Origin of the sequence: Prevotella sp. tc2-28 (genome assembly GCF_900107705.1) — a bacterium.
Lineage (GTDB): Bacteria > Bacteroidota > Bacteroidia > Bacteroidales > Bacteroidaceae > Prevotella.
On the sequence record NZ_FNRE01000001.1, the window covers coordinates 186744 to 202752 of the forward strand.

Annotated in this window: 12 protein-coding genes; 7 read left to right on the plus strand and 5 right to left on the minus strand. The window is 50.7% G+C overall.

The genetic code is table 11. The features are described from left to right. The first annotated feature begins 11 nt into the window (after positions 1 to 11). The 7 genes from BLU47_RS00730 (at position 12) to BLU47_RS00760 (ending at position 10173) form a co-directional block, all read left to right on the plus strand. The gene (locus BLU47_RS00730; RefSeq protein WP_369796947.1) at positions 12 to 2117 is read left to right on the plus strand and encodes a S9 family peptidase; all 2106 of its coding nucleotides are present in this window, start codon (positions 12 to 14) and stop codon (positions 2115 to 2117) included. 34 nt (positions 2118 to 2151) lie between these two features. Further along, positions 2152 to 3381 carry a phosphoserine phosphatase SerB gene (gene serB, locus BLU47_RS00735; RefSeq protein ID WP_091957225.1) on the plus strand — a complete coding sequence of 410 codons (1230 nt, stop codon included), beginning with the start codon at positions 2152 to 2154 and terminating at the stop codon, positions 3379 to 3381. 15 nt (positions 3382 to 3396) lie between these two features. Next, complete coding sequence (gene purD / locus BLU47_RS00740) at positions 3397 to 4665, plus strand: phosphoribosylamine--glycine ligase (RefSeq protein WP_091957227.1); 1269 nt, start codon at positions 3397 to 3399, stop codon at positions 4663 to 4665. Then, positions 4666 to 5595 (plus strand): hypothetical protein, encoded by a 930-nt coding sequence (locus BLU47_RS00745; RefSeq protein WP_143025412.1) that lies wholly within the window; start codon positions 4666 to 4668, stop codon positions 5593 to 5595. It abuts the gene before it with no gap. Continuing rightward, a complete protein-coding gene (locus BLU47_RS00750; protein ID WP_091957230.1) occupies positions 5583 to 6035 on the plus strand; it encodes a YqaA family protein in 453 nt (150 codons plus the stop codon). Before BLU47_RS00745 ends, BLU47_RS00750 begins: the two co-directional genes overlap by 13 nt. A gap of 86 nt (positions 6036 to 6121) precedes the next feature. Next, entirely contained in the window at positions 6122 to 9514 is a 3393-nt protein-coding gene (locus BLU47_RS00755; RefSeq protein ID WP_091957231.1) for a protein O-mannosyl-transferase family, read from the plus strand. 35 nt (positions 9515 to 9549) lie between these two features. Further along, positions 9550 to 10173 (plus strand): polysaccharide deacetylase family protein, encoded by a 624-nt coding sequence (locus BLU47_RS00760; protein WP_091957233.1) that lies wholly within the window; start codon positions 9550 to 9552, stop codon positions 10171 to 10173. 79 nt (positions 10174 to 10252) lie between these two features. Here the strand turns inward: BLU47_RS00760 and BLU47_RS00765 are convergent, their stop codons facing one another. Genes BLU47_RS00765 through BLU47_RS00785 form a run of 5 tightly spaced genes read right to left on the minus strand, consistent with a single transcriptional unit; the run spans position 10253 to position 15997 of the window. Next, positions 10253 to 10828, minus strand: coding sequence for an epoxyqueuosine reductase QueH (locus tag BLU47_RS00765; RefSeq protein WP_255402036.1), 576 nt, complete (start codon positions 10826 to 10828; stop codon positions 10253 to 10255). Beyond that, entirely contained in the window at positions 10829 to 11650 is an 822-nt protein-coding gene (gene rhaD, locus BLU47_RS00770) for a rhamnulose-1-phosphate aldolase (RefSeq protein WP_091957234.1), read from the minus strand. It abuts the gene before it with no gap. A gap of 55 nt (positions 11651 to 11705) precedes the next feature. Further along, positions 11706 to 13034 carry an MFS transporter gene (locus BLU47_RS00775; RefSeq protein ID WP_091957236.1) on the minus strand — a complete coding sequence of 443 codons (1329 nt, stop codon included), beginning with the start codon at positions 13032 to 13034 and terminating at the stop codon, positions 11706 to 11708. A 16-nt stretch (positions 13035 to 13050) separates the two neighbouring features. Then, positions 13051 to 14481 (minus strand): arabinose isomerase, encoded by a 1431-nt coding sequence (locus BLU47_RS00780; protein ID WP_091957237.1) that lies wholly within the window; start codon positions 14479 to 14481, stop codon positions 13051 to 13053. A gap of 25 nt (positions 14482 to 14506) precedes the next feature. After that, positions 14507 to 15997 carry a rhamnulokinase gene (locus BLU47_RS00785; RefSeq protein ID WP_091957239.1) on the minus strand — a complete coding sequence of 497 codons (1491 nt, stop codon included), beginning with the start codon at positions 15995 to 15997 and terminating at the stop codon, positions 14507 to 14509. Between the last annotated feature and the right edge of the window lie 12 nt (positions 15998 to 16009).

Below are 16009 nucleotides of genomic sequence, written 5' to 3' on the forward strand. Positions count from 1 at the left end.
TATTGTCCCTTATGTCAAGTATGAGTGCACAGGACAAACTATTCACCTTGGAAGAACTGAACTTCGGCGGTAAGGACTACCATCGCTTGCAGCATGAGAACAAATGGCTGACATGGTGGGGCGACGAACTGATACGGACTGACGTAGAGGAATGCTATCTTGTTGACAAGAAGACAGGCAAGGAGACAAAGCTCTTCACACTTGACGAGGTGAATAGATGGCTCAAAAGCGACGACATGTTCCATGTACGAGCGCTGTCCAGCGCATCATTTCCCTACCCTGACCAGCCTCTTGTCGCTTTGGGCAACAAGAAGTCTTTCCTATTGCTGAACTTCAAAACTCACGAGGTGGTTTGGCAAGACAGCATCTCCGGACAGATCGCCAATGACTGGAATGAGGTTTCTAAGGCTACAGCCTACGTCAAGGGCCATCAGCTATATGTGGCTGACGCCAAGGGAACGGAGCACCAGCTGACTACCGATGGCAGCCGTGAAATTGTCTATGGACAGAGTGTTCATCGCAATGAGTTCGGCATCCAGAAAGGGACTTTTTGGAGTCCTGACGGAATGCGTCTGGCTTTCTATCGCATGGACCAGTCGATGGTTGCTGACTATCCGCAGGTGGACATCTTCCCTCGTGAGGCAACCTACGAGCCAGACAAATATCCCATGGCGGGCATGACCAGTCACGAGGTCACCATAGGCGTTTATGACTTGAATATAGACAAAACGGTCTATCTTAAAGCCGGCGACCCCAAGGACCGCTATTTCACAAACATTGCCTGGTCTACCGATGCCAAGACCATCTATCTGTTCGAGCTGAACCGCGACCAGAACGATTGCCGCCTGGTCAGTTATGACGCCCAGACCGGCAATAAGTTGGCTGAGATTTACCGCGAAACCAGCGAGAAATACGTTGAACCCCTGCATCCCATCCAGTTCCTGCCCTGGGACGACAGCAAGTTCATTATGCAAAGCCAACGCGACGGATACAACCACATCTATCTGTACAACACAAATGGCCAACTGCTAAAGCAACTCACGAGTGGTCCCTGGGTAGTCCTTAATGTGTTAGGGTTTAACGCCAAACAAAAAAGCATCATCATCGAAGCCAACAAGTATCATCCGCTACACCGACAGCTATATCGTGTCAATATCAGAAGTGGAAAAATGACGCAACTGACATCGGACGATGGCGTACATCATGGTGAATTGTCAGTATCAGGTAGTTTCGTGATTGACCGCCACTCGGCTCCCACGCAGCCCTTCAACCTCAACGTGCTGCCCGTGGACGGAAGAAAGGGCACCCGCTTACTGACCGCCGAAGACCCTTGGAAAGACTATGTGCAACCCATCTTTGAGTGTGGTTCTATCAAGGCTGCCGACGGCACAACCGACCTATTCTATCGCATGGTAAAGCCGCACGACTTCGACATCACCAAGAAATATCCTACGGTTGTTTATGTCTATGGTGGTCCACACGCCCATAACGTGGAAGCTGCCTGGCATTGGTACAGTCGCTCGTGGGAGACCTACATGGCTCAGAAAGGCTATATCGTCTTTATCTTGGACAACAGAGGTTCCGAGAATCGCGGACGCGATTTTGAACAAGCCACATTCCGCCAACTAGGGCAGATTGAGATGCGAGACCAGATGAAAGGAGTGGAATACTTGAAGACATTACCCTTTATCGACATGCAGCGCCTAGGCGTTCATGGATGGTCGTTTGGCGGTTTCATGACTATCTCGCTCATGCTGAACTATCCCGACGTTTTCAAGGTGGGTGTGGCAGGCGGTCCCGTCATCGATTGGAAATGGTATGAGGTGATGTATGGCGAACGTTACATGGACACGCCAGAGACCAACCCAGAGGGCTATGCCAAGATCTCGTTGCTCGACAAAGCAAAGAACCTGAAAGGCAAATTACAGATTATCACGGGATACAATGACAACACGGTGGTTCCCCAGCATTGTCTGTCGTTCCTCGACGCCTGTGTCAAAGCAGGTACCCAGCCAGACTTCTTTGCCTACCCAGGCGAGGAGCATAACATGCGAGGCCACGCTAGCGTTCACTTGCATGAGCGTATCACGCAGTATTTCGAGGACTTTTTAAAATAAACTAGTAAGGCTGTAGGACTAGATAACTACCAATATGAAAAAAGAACAAATACTCGTCCGCATCACAGGACAGGACCGCCCTGGACTGACAGCTTCAGTCATGGGTATCTTGGCCAACTACGATGCTCAAATACTGGACATCGGACAAGCTGATATCCACTCCACCCTATCACTGGGCATCCTCATCCGCATGGATGAAATGAAATCAGGACTGGCCATGAAGGAACTGCTCTTCAAGGCAACGGAACTAGGTGTGAACATCGGCTTTTCACCCATCAGCGACGAAGAGTATGAAGATTGGGTAAACCACCAAGGTAAGAACCGCTATATCCTGATGGTACTAGGACGACAGTTGGAGGCGCGACAGATAGAGGCTGCCACCCGCATCCTAGCTGACCAGGGACTGAATATTGACTCCATTCTCCGACTGACAGGTCGTAAGAGCATCGTCAACTCCACTAAACACGTGAGAGCCTGTATTCAGTTCTCACTCCGTGGAGAGCCCATCAACAGACAGGAGATGCAGTCGAAGTTGATGAAGCTATCGCAAGAAATGGAGATAGACTTCTCTTTCCAACGCGACGACATGTTCCGTAGAATGCGCCGTTTGATTTGCTTCGATATGGACTCCACACTTATCCAGACAGAGTGTATTGACGAGTTGGCTGAGCGCAACGGCGTTGGCGCCGAGGTCAAAGCCATCACCGAGAGTGCCATGCGAGGCGAAATAGATTTCAAGGAGAGCTTTACGCGTCGAGTCGCTCTCTTGAAAGGACTGGACGTCAGCGTAATGCAAGACATTGCCGAACACCTGCCCATTACCGAGGGTGTCGACCGACTGATGAACATTTTGAAGACGTGCGGCTACAAGATTGCCATACTAAGCGGCGGATTCACTTACTTTGGCGAATACCTACAACGTCGATATGGCATCGACTATGTCTATGCCAATGAGTTGGAGATTGACGAAAATGGCAAGTTGACGGGACGCTACGTAGGCGAAATTGTCGACGGACACCGCAAGGCAGAACTGCTCAAGCTGATTGCCCAAGTTGAGAAAGTCAATCTGGCACAGACCATTGCTGTAGGCGACGGAGCCAACGACCTACCCATGATATCAGAGGCAGGCTTGGGTATTGCCTTCCATGCGAAACCCCGCGTGGTGGCCAACGCCGAGCAAAGCATCAACACCATCGGACTAGATGGTGTGCTTTATTTCTTAGGATTCAAGGACTCATATTTAGGTGAACAAGGGAAACTATAATTAATTGACAAAGTCATGAAGATATTATTATTAGGCAGCGGCGGACGTGAACACGCCCTGGCATGGAAGATTGCACAGAGTGAGAAATGTGAGAAACTCTTTATCGCACCAGGCAATGCAGGTACGGCAAATGCCGGAGAGAACATCGCCATCAAGGCAGACGATTTCGAAGCCATCAAGCAGTTCTGCGTAAAAGAGCATATCGATATGGTGGTGGTAGGTCCTGAGGACCCGTTGGTCAAGGGCATATACGACGACTTGAAGGCTGACGAACGCACCAAAGCTATTCCCGTTATCGGTCCCTCCAAGCAGGGAGCCGTACTGGAAGGGTCGAAAGACTTTGCCAAGGCATTCATGCTGCGTCACAACATTCCGACAGCCCGCTATGCCACCTTCGACGGTGAGCATGTAGAAGACGGCATTGCATTCCTAGAGACGCTGGAAGCACCCTATGTCTTGAAGGCCGACGGTCTTTGCGCAGGCAAGGGAGTACTCATCCTGCCGACTTTGGATGAAGCCAAGAAAGAACTCAGAGAGATGCTAGGCGGCATGTTCGGCAACGCATCGAGCCGCGTGGTTATCGAGGAGTTTCTCAGCGGTATCGAGTGTTCCGTCTTCGTCCTCACAGATGGCAACCACTACAAGATTTTGCCTGAGGCAAAGGATTACAAACGTATTGGTGAACACGACACAGGTTTGAACACAGGCGGTATGGGGTCTGTCACACCAGTTCCCTTTGCCACCAAGGAGTGGATGCAGAAAGTGGAAGATCGCATTATCCGTCCTACTGTCGACGGCTTAAAGTCCGAACAGATTGACTACAAGGGATTTATCTTCTTTGGACTAATCAACGTCAAGGGAGAACCGATGGTCATCGAGTATAATTGCAGAATGGGCGACCCCGAAACCGAGAGCGTCATGCTACGTCTGAAGTCTGACATCGTAGACCTTTTTGAAGGTGTTGCAAAAGGAGACCTCAACCAACGGGAGATTGTCTTCGACGAGCGCGCAGCCGTTTGTGTCATGCTGGTTTCTGGAGGTTACCCACAAGCTTATCAGAAGGGCTATCCCATCAGCGGCATCGACCAGGTGGAAGGAAGTATCGTATTCCATAGCGGAACGGTCCTGAAAGACGGTCAGGTAGTTACAGCCGGAGGACGCGTTATTGCCGTATCTTCCTATGGTAAGGACAAGGCTGAAGCACTCCAGAAATCGTTTATTGAAGCACAGAAAATCCAGTTTACTGACAAGTATTTCCGTCGCGACATCGGTGCAGACCTTTAAATGAGAAAATCGCTAAAAAACAGAATTGCTACAAGCAGACTAGCGTTGCCGGTGGCTGCGCTATACGCTATCATCATAGGTCTCCTGGGTGGATTCATACAGCATCAACAATACTGGCTCCAGTTTGCCGGCTTTGTGCTGACTACCATTCTCTTGATGCAACTCAACAATATCTGTGTACTCATCCGCATTTACTCACGAATGGTCAGTTGTATCTTTATTCTGCTGACCTGCTGCGCCAGTTTTCTATTATTCTCGCTGACAGGATGGGCGGTTACCTTTTTATATGTATTGTGCTACCTCTTCCTTTTCACCAGTTATCAAGAAGAGAATGCGGTCGGGAAGATCTTCTACGGCTTTGCAGCACTTGGTATTGCCAGTTTCGGATATGTCCACCTGCTCTATTACATTCCCCTGTTCTGGATTCTGATGAAGACGAATCTGATGTCATGGTCGGTGCGAACTTGGGGGGCTTCCCTGCTGGGATTCCTGACCCCCTATTGGTTTGCATCCTGCTGGCTACTCTATCAAGACAAAGTGGAGGTCTTCGCTCAACACTTCCTGCCGTTGGCTGATTTCTCCAAATCCTTCGACCTCTCGTTGCTTTCCATTGGTCAACTGTCCTACCTCATCCTGTTATTAATCATTTGGCTGATCAGCTCTTTTCATTTTATATGTCAGATTTTCAACGACAGTATTCGCACCCGAATGTATTATGCGCTATTCATCTGGGTTGCAGTGCTGACGGGACTGTTCATTTTCATCCAGCCTCAGCACTATAACATGCTGATTCGCATCATGACGGTCAATATTGCACCCCTTGCAGCCCATTATGTTACGTTGAGCACCCACAAGCACGACGACATTTTTTGCTATGTGATGACCGTCCTGATATTACTTCTCACAGGCTATAATTTATGGACTATATAATATCGCTCTTGATCAGCTATGGCTATTGGGGTATGTTCGTCACAGCCTTCGTAGCAGGCTCGTTCTTCCCCTTTTCTAGCGAAGCGGTGATGACCGGGCTGCTGGCTGCAGGACTCGACCCATGGGGACTGATTATCTACGGCACCATAGGCAACGTAGCAGGCGGAATGTTCAACTACTTCGTAGGGCGTATGGGGAAAAAGGAGTGGATAGAACGCTATCTTCACGTGAAGCAGAAAGACCTCGACCGTGCCAGCCGTTTCATGGCGGGAAGGGGCGCGTGGATGGGTTTTTTTGCCTTTGTCCCCATCTTAGGAAGCGCGATAACCATCGTCCTAGGCCTCATGCGCGCCAACATTCCCATCTCGCTAAGCAGCATTGCCATAGGCAAGTTTCTACGTTATATCATCTTGATTTACGGGGCACAATTACTAATATAATTTAAATTCCACGCCACTACTCCCTCACTCTTCGTATTATTTATTACCTTTGCAACTCAGAATAGCATTAATTATACCAAATAAAAATGAAACAATACAGACTTGTGGACAACATCTTAGGCTGGCTGACGTTTGCCATTGCTGCCTTCGTGTACTGCTCCACCATTGAGCCGACAGCATCTTTCTGGGATTGTCCAGAATTTATCTCTACGGGCTATAAATTGGAAATAGGACACCCGCCAGGTGCACCTTTCTTCATGCTCACAGCCAATCTTTTCTCACAGTTTGCATCAGACCCCTCACAGGTTGCCCGCATGGTCAACATGATGAGCGCGTTGCTCTCGGCAGCCACCATTCTGTTCCTGTTCTGGACCATCTCGCATCTTGTCAGACGACTGTTGATAAAGGATTGGAGCGAGTTGACAACCGCCAAGCTGATAGCCATCGAGGGTTCTGCAATGGTTGGCGCCCTCATCTACACGTTCAGCGACACCTTCTGGTTCTCGGCTGTCGAGGGTGAGGTGTATGCCTATTCCTCTGCGTTCACGGCTGTCGTCTTCTGGCTGATCCTGAAATGGGAAGATCAGGCTGACCAGCCCCATGCCGACAGATGGCTGGTACTGATTATGTACATGACCGGACTCAGCATTGGTGTCCACCTACTGAACTTGTTGTGTCTTCCGGCTATCGTGTTGGTCTACTATTATCGCAAGTTCCCTACCGACGACCCGAAACGCGACCTGAAGGGCTCGTTGTTTGCCCTTTTTCTGTCGGTAGTCATCTTGGCTGCCGTGCTGTATGGCGTAGTGCCAGGCATCGTGCAGGTGGGAGGCTGGTTCGAGCTCTTGTTCGTCAACATCCTAGGCTGTCCTTTCAACACGGGAGAGATCATCTATATCTTCCTCCTAATCGGCATTATCATCTGGGCCATTTACGAAACTCATCGTGACGTCAACGAGAAGCGCCAGAACATCGCCTTCATCCTGTCTGTCGCCATGTTGGGCATTCCCTTCTATGGCCATGGATGGAGAGCCGTGATGATAGGTATTGTCGTCATGGCTGTGCTCTGGTATGTACTGGGCTACAAGAAGAAGGTGAAAGGCCAACAGCCTATCGCCCTCGTCTCAGCCCGCATCAAGAACACCTCGCTGCTCTGCATGCTCATGCTGATGATTGGCTATTCGTCTTATGCACTGATTGTCATCCGATCGTCAGCCAACCCACCAATGGACCAGAACTCACCTGAGGACATCTTCACACTGGGCGAGTATCTGGGACGCGAACAGTATGGACAGCGCCCACTGTTCTATGGTCCTGCCTATACCTCACAGGTAGCGCTGGAGAAGGAAGGAGAGTATTGCAAGCCCGTTATGACTACCGGCGACCCGATATGGCAGCGCAAGGAGAAGGCTTCTGCCGACGAGAAAGACGAATATTTCGTTGTCCGCACCAAGGACGAATACAAATATGCCCAGAACATGCTCTTCCCGCGCATGTACAGTTCAAGTCATCGGGGTGCCTATGAGAGTTGGATGGGCGACATCAGCGGACACGAGGAGACCTTCGACCGCTGCGGAGAGATGGTTACTGTCAAGATGCCGTCGCAGTTGGAGAACCTCCGTTTCTTCATCTCCTACCAATGCAACTTCATGTACTGGCGCTACTTTATGTGGAACTTTGCCGGACGCCAGAACGACCTGCAAGGCAACGGCGAACTGGAACACGGCAACTGGATAAGTGGCTGGGACTGGCTCGACGACTGGCGCCTAGGCAACCAGGAGAACCTGCCTGACGAGCTGAAGAACAACAAGGGACACAACGTCTTCTACATGTTGCCACTCATCTTGGGACTCATCGGTCTCTTCTGGCAATCGTTGGCCAAGCACCACGGAAACGCCAAGGACCAGACGGGCATCCGCCAGTTCTGGATAGTCTTCTTCCTGTTCTTCATGACCGGTCTGGCCATCGTCATCTATCTGAACCAGACACCCATGCAACCTCGTGAGCGCGACTATGCCTATGCGGCATCGTTTTACGCTTTTGCCATCTGGTGTGGCATCGGTGTGGCAGCCATCATCGAGATTCTAATGGAAAAACTTAAAGTGAAGAGCGAAAAAATGGCTGTCGCCATGACCGCCATAGTCAGCATAGCCTGTCTCCTAGTACCCGTTCAAATGGCTTCCCAGACTTGGGACGACCACGATCGTTCGGGTCGCTACACCTGTCGTGACTTCGGCCAAAACTACCTCATGTCACTGCAACAGGAGAATAACCCCATCATCTATACCAACGGCGATAACGACACCTTCCCGCTCTGGTACAATCAGGATGTAGAAGGCGTGCGCACAGATGCCCGTGTCTGCAATCTCAGTTATCTGCAAACCGACTGGTATATCGACCAGATGCGCCGTCCTGCCTACGACTCGCCCAGCGTTCCCATCTCATGGGAACGAATAGAATACTGCTCGGGCACCAACGAATATGTCCGTGTGGAGCCTGACATGAAGCAAGCTGTCATCGAACACTACCGCGAGAATCCCGAAGAGGCACGCCAACAGTTTGGCGACGACCCGTTTGAGTTGAAGAACGTGTTGAAATACTGGGTTCGCTCGAAGAATCCCGACCTGCACATGATTCCTACCGACACGCTCTACATGACCATTGACAAGGAAGCTGTGCGCAAGAGCGGCATGATGATGGCCAGCGACTCCATTCCCGACCGCATGACCATCTCGCTGAAAGGAAAGAGCGCCCTCTACAAGGGTGATCTGATGATTCTCGAAATGCTGGCTGGATGCAACTGGACACGTCCTATCTATGTGGCCATCTCCGTTGGTGACGACAACTACATCAACCTCGGCGACAACACCATTACAGAAGGACTGGCCTACCGCATCACCCCATTCACGACAAGCGTCAACGGCAAGGCTGTTCCCGGCGTCAAGAACTTCGACACCGAGCGCACTTACGACAACGTGATGCACCGCTTCAAGTTTGGCGGACTGGACAAGCCCGGCCTGTATCTCGACGAGACCGTCATGCGCATGTGCTACACCCACCGTCGCACCATGGCCAAGCTGGCACTCGAACTGCTGAACGAAGGTAAAGACAAGAAAGCCACCGAGGTGCTGAAATACACGGAGAAGATGATACCCACCTGCAACGTGCCCCACAACTACAGCTCCGGCTCGCTCGATATGGCACGCGCATGGACCACGCTGGGACAGAAGAAGCAGGCGCAGACTATCATCAACGACCTTTGGAAGAACTCCGTACAGTACATGAAATGGTACTGCTCGCTGACCGATTTCCGCTTCGAGTCATCCAAGCAAGACTGCCTTATGCATTTCTACATCCTCCAACAGGTGAATGCCCTCACGCAGATCATTGACCCCAAGTTGGCCGATAAGCAAATGAAGGAACTGACCATCCTCGGCACTATCTATCAGGAAAAAGGCGGTGACCTCGGCTACGAGTAAACACAACGACTGAACGTTATCGGCAAGGATAAAACATGTTTATCGAACAACCATCCATCTGGCTGCGCTGGCTATATCCAAAGGCTCTTTGGCGCATGGATCGTCGAGAAAAGGCTGTCTATCTGACCTTCGACGACGGTCCTATACCAGAGGCTACGCCTTTCGTGCTCAACGTATTGAAGAAATACGGTGTCAAGGCTACGTTCTTCATGGTGGGTGATAACGTCAGGAAATATCCCGAACTCTATGAGCGTGTGGTGGCTGAGGGGCACCGCATTGGCAACCACACGCACAACCATATCAGTGGTTTCCGCCACTCCATCCACGATTACAGCTACAACATCGAGAAGGCCAATGCCTATCTGCACACCAACTTGGTGCGACCGCCCCACGGATGGATGCGTATCAGCCAGTATGCGTGGCTGTCGCGGAAATACAAGATTGTCATGTGGGACCTCGTCACCCGCGACTATTCCAAGTGGATGACAGCATCCGACGTGCTTTACAACGTCAAGCACTACGCTCGCAATGGCTCCATCATCACATTCCATGACTCCGTGAAAAGTATCGAGAAACTACGCATGGCTCTCCCCCTTGCCATCGAATGGCTGCAAGAGCAAGGCTACCAGTTCAAAGTCTTTGACAGTTATGACAGATGACTGTTATTTTATTAACCCGACAGTATTGGTTGATAAGGACGGGTTAATGCTGAATAATGCAAGGTTATTTCTACCAGAATTATCGTTGGCTAAATTCGCAGCCGCAGTATTGCTGGTTATAGAAATTATACTCACGGAGCAATTGGTTGCGACGCTCCTGTAGGCCACCCTTGCGCCAGTTTTGTGCCCAAAACACGGTTCCTTCGACGGTTGTCTGGGCGCGCAGACCCGCCTCAGTGATTTGCTCCAGACTCTTCCAACGGGAAGAGGCTAGTGTGGTTGTGAAATAAACCAAACCTAATTCTTTGGCTTGTAGAGCTGTTGCTTTTAAACGATAGGAGAAGCACTGGAGGCAACGACTGCCCCGCTCGGGCTCTCCCTCCAATCCTCGCACTGCCTCAAGCCAGCATTGATGGTCATAGTCGCCGTCAATCCACTGAAGTCCTAAGCTTTCTGCATGCCGTTTACTTTCCTCCTTACGAATGTCATATTCCTCGCGGGGATAGATATTGGGGTTAAAATAAAAGATGGTGGGACGAACGCCATGGGCCAGCATCCATTCAACGATAGCAGACGAACAAGGAGCACAACAGGCATGCAGCAACACTTGCTGCACACCTGCCGGCACCATAATTTCGTTGGGTTTCTTACTCATTTAGCAAGGACGTTTCTTGGGCAGTTTGAACACATCCTGCACCTCCTTCATCTGGGCTTCCGTCATACCGTCTGGCTCAGACCCCATCGCACGAGCACACATATAGATGTTGGCAGCCTTGCAGAGCACGTCGGTCTGGTCGAAGGCATCCATGATGTCCTGACCTACGGCAACGGTGCCGTGTTTCTCCCACATCACCACATCATGCGTCTTGATCTTTTCCAAGGTAGCCTCTGCCAGATCAACTGACGACGGCAGGGCGTAGGGAACGATGCCGATGCCCAGCGGAGCAAAGGCCAGCGTCTCAGGAATCATCGACCACAGCACGCGCGTCATCTCGTCACCTTTCAGAAAACGCTGGATATGACTCATGGCCACCAGTTCGATGGGGTGAGTATGGAGCGTTGCCTTGTAGCACGAACCCGTTTCCAGTAGATAGTTCTGCAAAGCTAGGTGCGTGGGCAGCTCGCTGGTGGGCACAACAGGCTCGTCAGCAATCACTACATAGCTGGCACAATCGTCACAGATACGGATAATGCTACCGTTCTGCATGGGTTCCTTAGCCAAGTCGCGCATGCGCTTACCCGTTCCCTTGCAATAGAAATACTTGCCCTTCAACTGGGGAAGTACCATGCCTATCTGCTTAACCTCCGAGATAGCCTTCATGGCCTTGCACTCATCGTCCATAAACTCGGTAACATTGACGGTGATGTTACCACCGTTTCGTTCTGCCCATCCTTTCTGCCAAAGATATCCAGTGACCTCGGCAATCTGATAAACTACCGCTTTCAATCCCTCGCGGCCTTCTAAAATACTTTTCATTATTGTTTGTTGTTATTTTGTTTTTCTTTTTTCAACATATTGACATATCGATTTATCAATAATCCTCGCCATAACGTTCCTTGGTGATATCATCAAGAGCCCGTCCACGCGTGTTGGGGGCACCGATAAAGCCGACAACAAGCGAGATGCTGAGCAACGCAATCATGCAAAAAGCAGCAATAGTAAAGCCCTCGCCGTTCTCACCATAGATATAGGTAAAGACAAGACCCCATACTGCCGACAGGCCGCGAACGATGAAGAACATCAGGCCCTGGGCACCAGCGCGGAACTTGGCAGGGAATAGTTCTGAACCCCACAAAGCATAAAATATCTGAGGCGACGAACCTCCCTGCACACCCCACAGGATGGCAAACAGCCAAAGTCCGACCATGCCATTGACACCAATGGTGACAATGACCAGCCAAGCAGCAATGGCCACCAGGAGTCCGAAGGTGTAAATCACCTTGTGCGCCGTCTTGTCAATCATTTTTGAAACGATAAATGTCACACCCACTATGATAGCCCACTGGATACAGTTCATCCAGTTTGCCTGCTCGTTGCTGACGCCGCCAGCTGTCTCGTATATATGCGGTTGAAAGAAACCCATAACTGAAGCCACCAGGTTCCAAGTCAGATAGATAGTAGCTAGGAAGATGACCGTACGAACGGCAATCTTGTTGGAGAACAGCACCTTGATATTGTCGGTCAGTCCAGCCTTCTTGCCTTCAGACTTCGTAAACTCCGCACTCTCTTGCAACTGACGCTGCAGGTTCCAGGCGATGAATGCCACAATGAACAAGGTGAGGAATACGATACGCGACGAGAAGACATTGACAGCCTCTTGAGACAGGTCAGAACCTCCGAAGATATGTGCTATGGACTCAACCCAACCAAAGAGGTAGCCACCAGGGGCGAAGAGCATACCAAACAAGAGGATGCACATTGGGCCGAAGCCCCACGACATTTGTGAGATACAGATATTACGTCCACGGTTGTTGACTTCTGACGACTCAGAGATGTACGTCCACGAGGCAGGTACGCCAACACCTACGGAGATTCCCGTTACGAGGAATCCCGCCAGCAGCATGGGGAAATTCATACTGAACATCACCAGCAGCACACCAATCATATAGACCAGCAGGTTATAAGTGAAGATAAACTTACGACCGTACTTGTCTGCCAGAAAACCGCCAATGATGGCACCGATGGCAGCACCAAGGCAATTGGCTGAGATGAAGTTCAGCCAGCCTAGATGCACCTCAGAAAGTCCGAGGTAGTTCTGCCACAGCGTCAAGCCACTGGCACCAGCCACGATAGCTCCTGCATCCAGATAATTAGTGAGAGAAACCGCAATGGTACTCTTCAAACTTCCAGTATTACTCATAATTATGAATTATGCATTATCTACAAACTACGTCACATTCGATATTGAAAATCTTGGCGACCTTCAAGATGGTGTCAATGTGATGTCCAACGGCAGCAGCCATGTGGTGGGTAGGACCAGCTTCGCTCCACTTGTTGACGAACTCGCGGCAGGGCAGCGAGAACTTGGTGCGCATATTGGTATCGCCAAAGGTGAAGATTTCACCTTCCTCGTTGACACCCTCAGCCACGACAAACTTGAACACACCGTTCTTGTCCTGCGTAATAGCCAGATAGGTTACTGGACCTGTTGGGGGATAGAACTGAGTCAGATAGCCACCACCTGTCTTTCCGTGGAATACGGGAACGATTTTCATGGTCGGTTTCTTGGCTTGCGAGATGTCGAAGTCGCCAGAGCCTGAGTGACCGATGATACAGATATCCTTGGGGAAGTCAATGCTGTACATCTCTGCCAGTGTGCCGGTACCTGAGATTGTCTTCAAGATGGACATGGCCATTGCCACCTTCATATCACCCTCGACGGCACAGGCGGTGTGCTGCTTGATAAGCATCGAGAAGGCAGGAATCAGCATGGAGTCAAGTTTGCCTGCCACACCTTGTGCAAAGCCTGCATAGTGTGAGGCTATCATGCCCAACTGCTCATCCTTCACCCACTGCTCGAAGGCTACGACATACTTCGCCATATCCCATACCTTTTCTACGGTACCGCCACCCTCAATATCGAAAGTTGCGAGAATATCCTCTGCCTTGGCACGGATGGCAGCCTCGTCAGTGACATTGTCGGCAATAGCCCACATCTGCTCCCAGTCGAACTGCTTGGTATAGACAAACATACGGTGGTAGAGATTGGTCTCGTCGATATAGAGGTCCATCATGCCAGGATACGGACGGCCTATCTGTGCGATATTGGTATCGCGGAAACGGCGACGCACCTGGGCTGCACGACACCAGTCCTCTATCTCAGCCTTTACCTCAGGGTCGCCACCCTCTACAACACCGGTAATGACGGCAGAGCGCTTGCCGGCACGATTCAAGTCGGCCACCATCTCGCCGATAGCGCCACAGGCATAGAGTTCGCCCAACCAGGTGGGGATGTCGGTCTTGGCATAGTCGGGAGCCAGTTTCTTCTGCACGTTGACGATGACAACGGGAACATCGAGGTCGCGAACGGCAGGCAGCATATTATAAGAGGTGCAATAAGTCAGCATCTGCAGGATGACCAAGTCTACATCAGCGGCACGGAACTTGTCACCTGCAGCCATTGACTGCTCCTTGGTGGTTACCATTCCACCGTCAATAATCTCGATGGTGTCAGGCAATGTCTTCTTGAATGCTTCATACTGAGCCTCGAACTCAGGAACGAGCTGAGGGAACTGTGGCAGGTATGCCTGCAGTGCAATGCTGAACACACCTATCTTTGCTTTGGTTTCAACTAATGGTTTTGCCATAATGATTTGTTTTAATATTTAATATCTAATTATTGTTCTTTAATATATTTATGTATTTCTCGTAAGCCTGATCCCATGCAGCCTTGTCGCCAGTAGGATGGTAAGGCACCATTTCTACCGAGTTGGCAATGATGGCACGCATAGCCCAGATGTCAGATACGTCGCCACTGGCTTTCGCCTGCAGCATGATGTTGCCAATAGCCGTACACTCCTGTGGACCTGCCAGCACCTCAACGCCCAACGCATCGGCTGTAAACTGATTCAGGAATTTATTCAGCGAACCACCTCCGATGATGTGCAGCACGTTCAGGTCGAAAGTGGCAAATTCCTTGAGCCACAGGAACACCTGACGATAGCGAAGTGCTAGCGAGTCGAAGATGCAACGGCATATCTCGGCAGGAGTCTCTGGGACGGTCTGTCCGGTCTCACGGCAATACTGTTGGATGGCCTCAATCATGGAAGGCGGATTAGCAAAGGCCTTGTCGTCAGGATTAATGATAGAGCGGAATGCCTCCACCTTCATGGCAGAACCTTGTAACTCCGGATGGCTCAGCTTTCGGACCTCCTCAGGCCACTCCTTGCGGCAACGCTCATAGAGCCACATGCCACAGATATTCTTCAGGAAGCGGGTAGTTCCCTCTATACCACCCTCGTTGGTGAAGTTCAGCTCATAGCTACGCTCGTTGATGACCGCCTCTTTCGTTTCGATACCCATCAAGCTCCACGTGCCACTGCTGAGGTAAGCAAACTGCTCGTCCCTGGCAGGCACGGCAGCAACGGCAGAACCCGTATCGTGACCAGCGACAGCTATCACAGGAACGGCCCCAAGACCTGTCATCTTCTGCACCTCTTCCGTCAGCACGCCAATCTGTGTTCCTGGCTGCACCATTCGTCCGAACTGGCTCCGTTTCATACCCACACTCTCAATGAGTTTCTCAGACAAGTCACCTGTTCTGGGGTCGAGCATCTGGGAGGTCGAAGCTATGGTGTATTCGCAGACTGCCTCACCTGTGAGCATCCAACTTAAGGCATCAGGAACAAAGAGAACCTTCTTGCAATGCTGCAAGGCGACATTGTTCGCCTGACGCATAGCATGCAACTGAAACAGCGAGTTGAAGTTCATGAACTGAATACCCGTAATATCATAAACGGTCTTACGGTCCAAGACGTTCTCCAGATAATCGTCAATGGCAGCAAAGGTATGGGGGTCACGATAGGCCATCGGATTACGCAGGATAGCGTCATCTTCACCAATGAAGACAAAGTCCACACCCCACGTATCAATGCCGATAGAGGTGATGTCCAGTCCACGTTTTCCTACCACCTGTAGGCCTTTGATCATCTCCAGATAAAGCGCATAGATGTCCCAATAGAAATGCCCGCCAGTCTCTATCAGGTTATTAGGGAAGCGGGTCAGTTCCTCCTGCTCCAACTTGCCGTCAGCCAATGTGCCCAAGATGGTGCGTCCACTGGTAGCGCCAAGGTCAACGGCAAAGTAGTATTTCTTGTTTTCCATATATAATAATGT

Excerpts from the sequence above, each read along its gene's own strand:
- BLU47_RS00730 (WP_369796947.1), top strand. The coding sequence starts at position 12 with ATGTCAAGTATGAGTGCACAGGACAAACTATTCACCTTGGAAGAACTG.
- serB (WP_091957225.1), top strand. The coding sequence starts at position 2,152 with ATGAAAAAAGAACAAATACTCGTCCGCATCACAGGACAGGACCGCCCT.
- purD (WP_091957227.1), top strand. The coding sequence starts at position 3,397 with ATGAAGATATTATTATTAGGCAGCGGCGGACGTGAACACGCCCTGGCA.
- BLU47_RS00745 (WP_143025412.1), top strand. The coding sequence starts at position 4,666 with ATGAGAAAATCGCTAAAAAACAGAATTGCTACAAGCAGACTAGCGTTG.
- BLU47_RS00750 (WP_091957230.1), top strand. The coding sequence starts at position 5,583 with ATGGACTATATAATATCGCTCTTGATCAGCTATGGCTATTGGGGTATG.
- BLU47_RS00755 (WP_091957231.1), top strand. The coding sequence starts at position 6,122 with ATGAAACAATACAGACTTGTGGACAACATCTTAGGCTGGCTGACGTTT.
- BLU47_RS00760 (WP_091957233.1), top strand. The coding sequence starts at position 9,550 with ATGTTTATCGAACAACCATCCATCTGGCTGCGCTGGCTATATCCAAAG.
- BLU47_RS00765 (WP_255402036.1), bottom strand. The coding sequence starts at position 10,828 with ATGAGTAAGAAACCCAACGAAATTATGGTGCCGGCAGGTGTGCAGCAA.
- rhaD (WP_091957234.1), bottom strand. The coding sequence starts at position 11,650 with ATGAAAAGTATTTTAGAAGGCCGCGAGGGATTGAAAGCGGTAGTTTAT.
- BLU47_RS00775 (WP_091957236.1), bottom strand. The coding sequence starts at position 13,034 with ATGAGTAATACTGGAAGTTTGAAGAGTACCATTGCGGTTTCTCTCACT.
- BLU47_RS00780 (WP_091957237.1), bottom strand. The coding sequence starts at position 14,481 with ATGGCAAAACCATTAGTTGAAACCAAAGCAAAGATAGGTGTGTTCAGC.
- BLU47_RS00785 (WP_091957239.1), bottom strand. The coding sequence starts at position 15,997 with ATGGAAAACAAGAAATACTACTTTGCCGTTGACCTTGGCGCTACCAGT.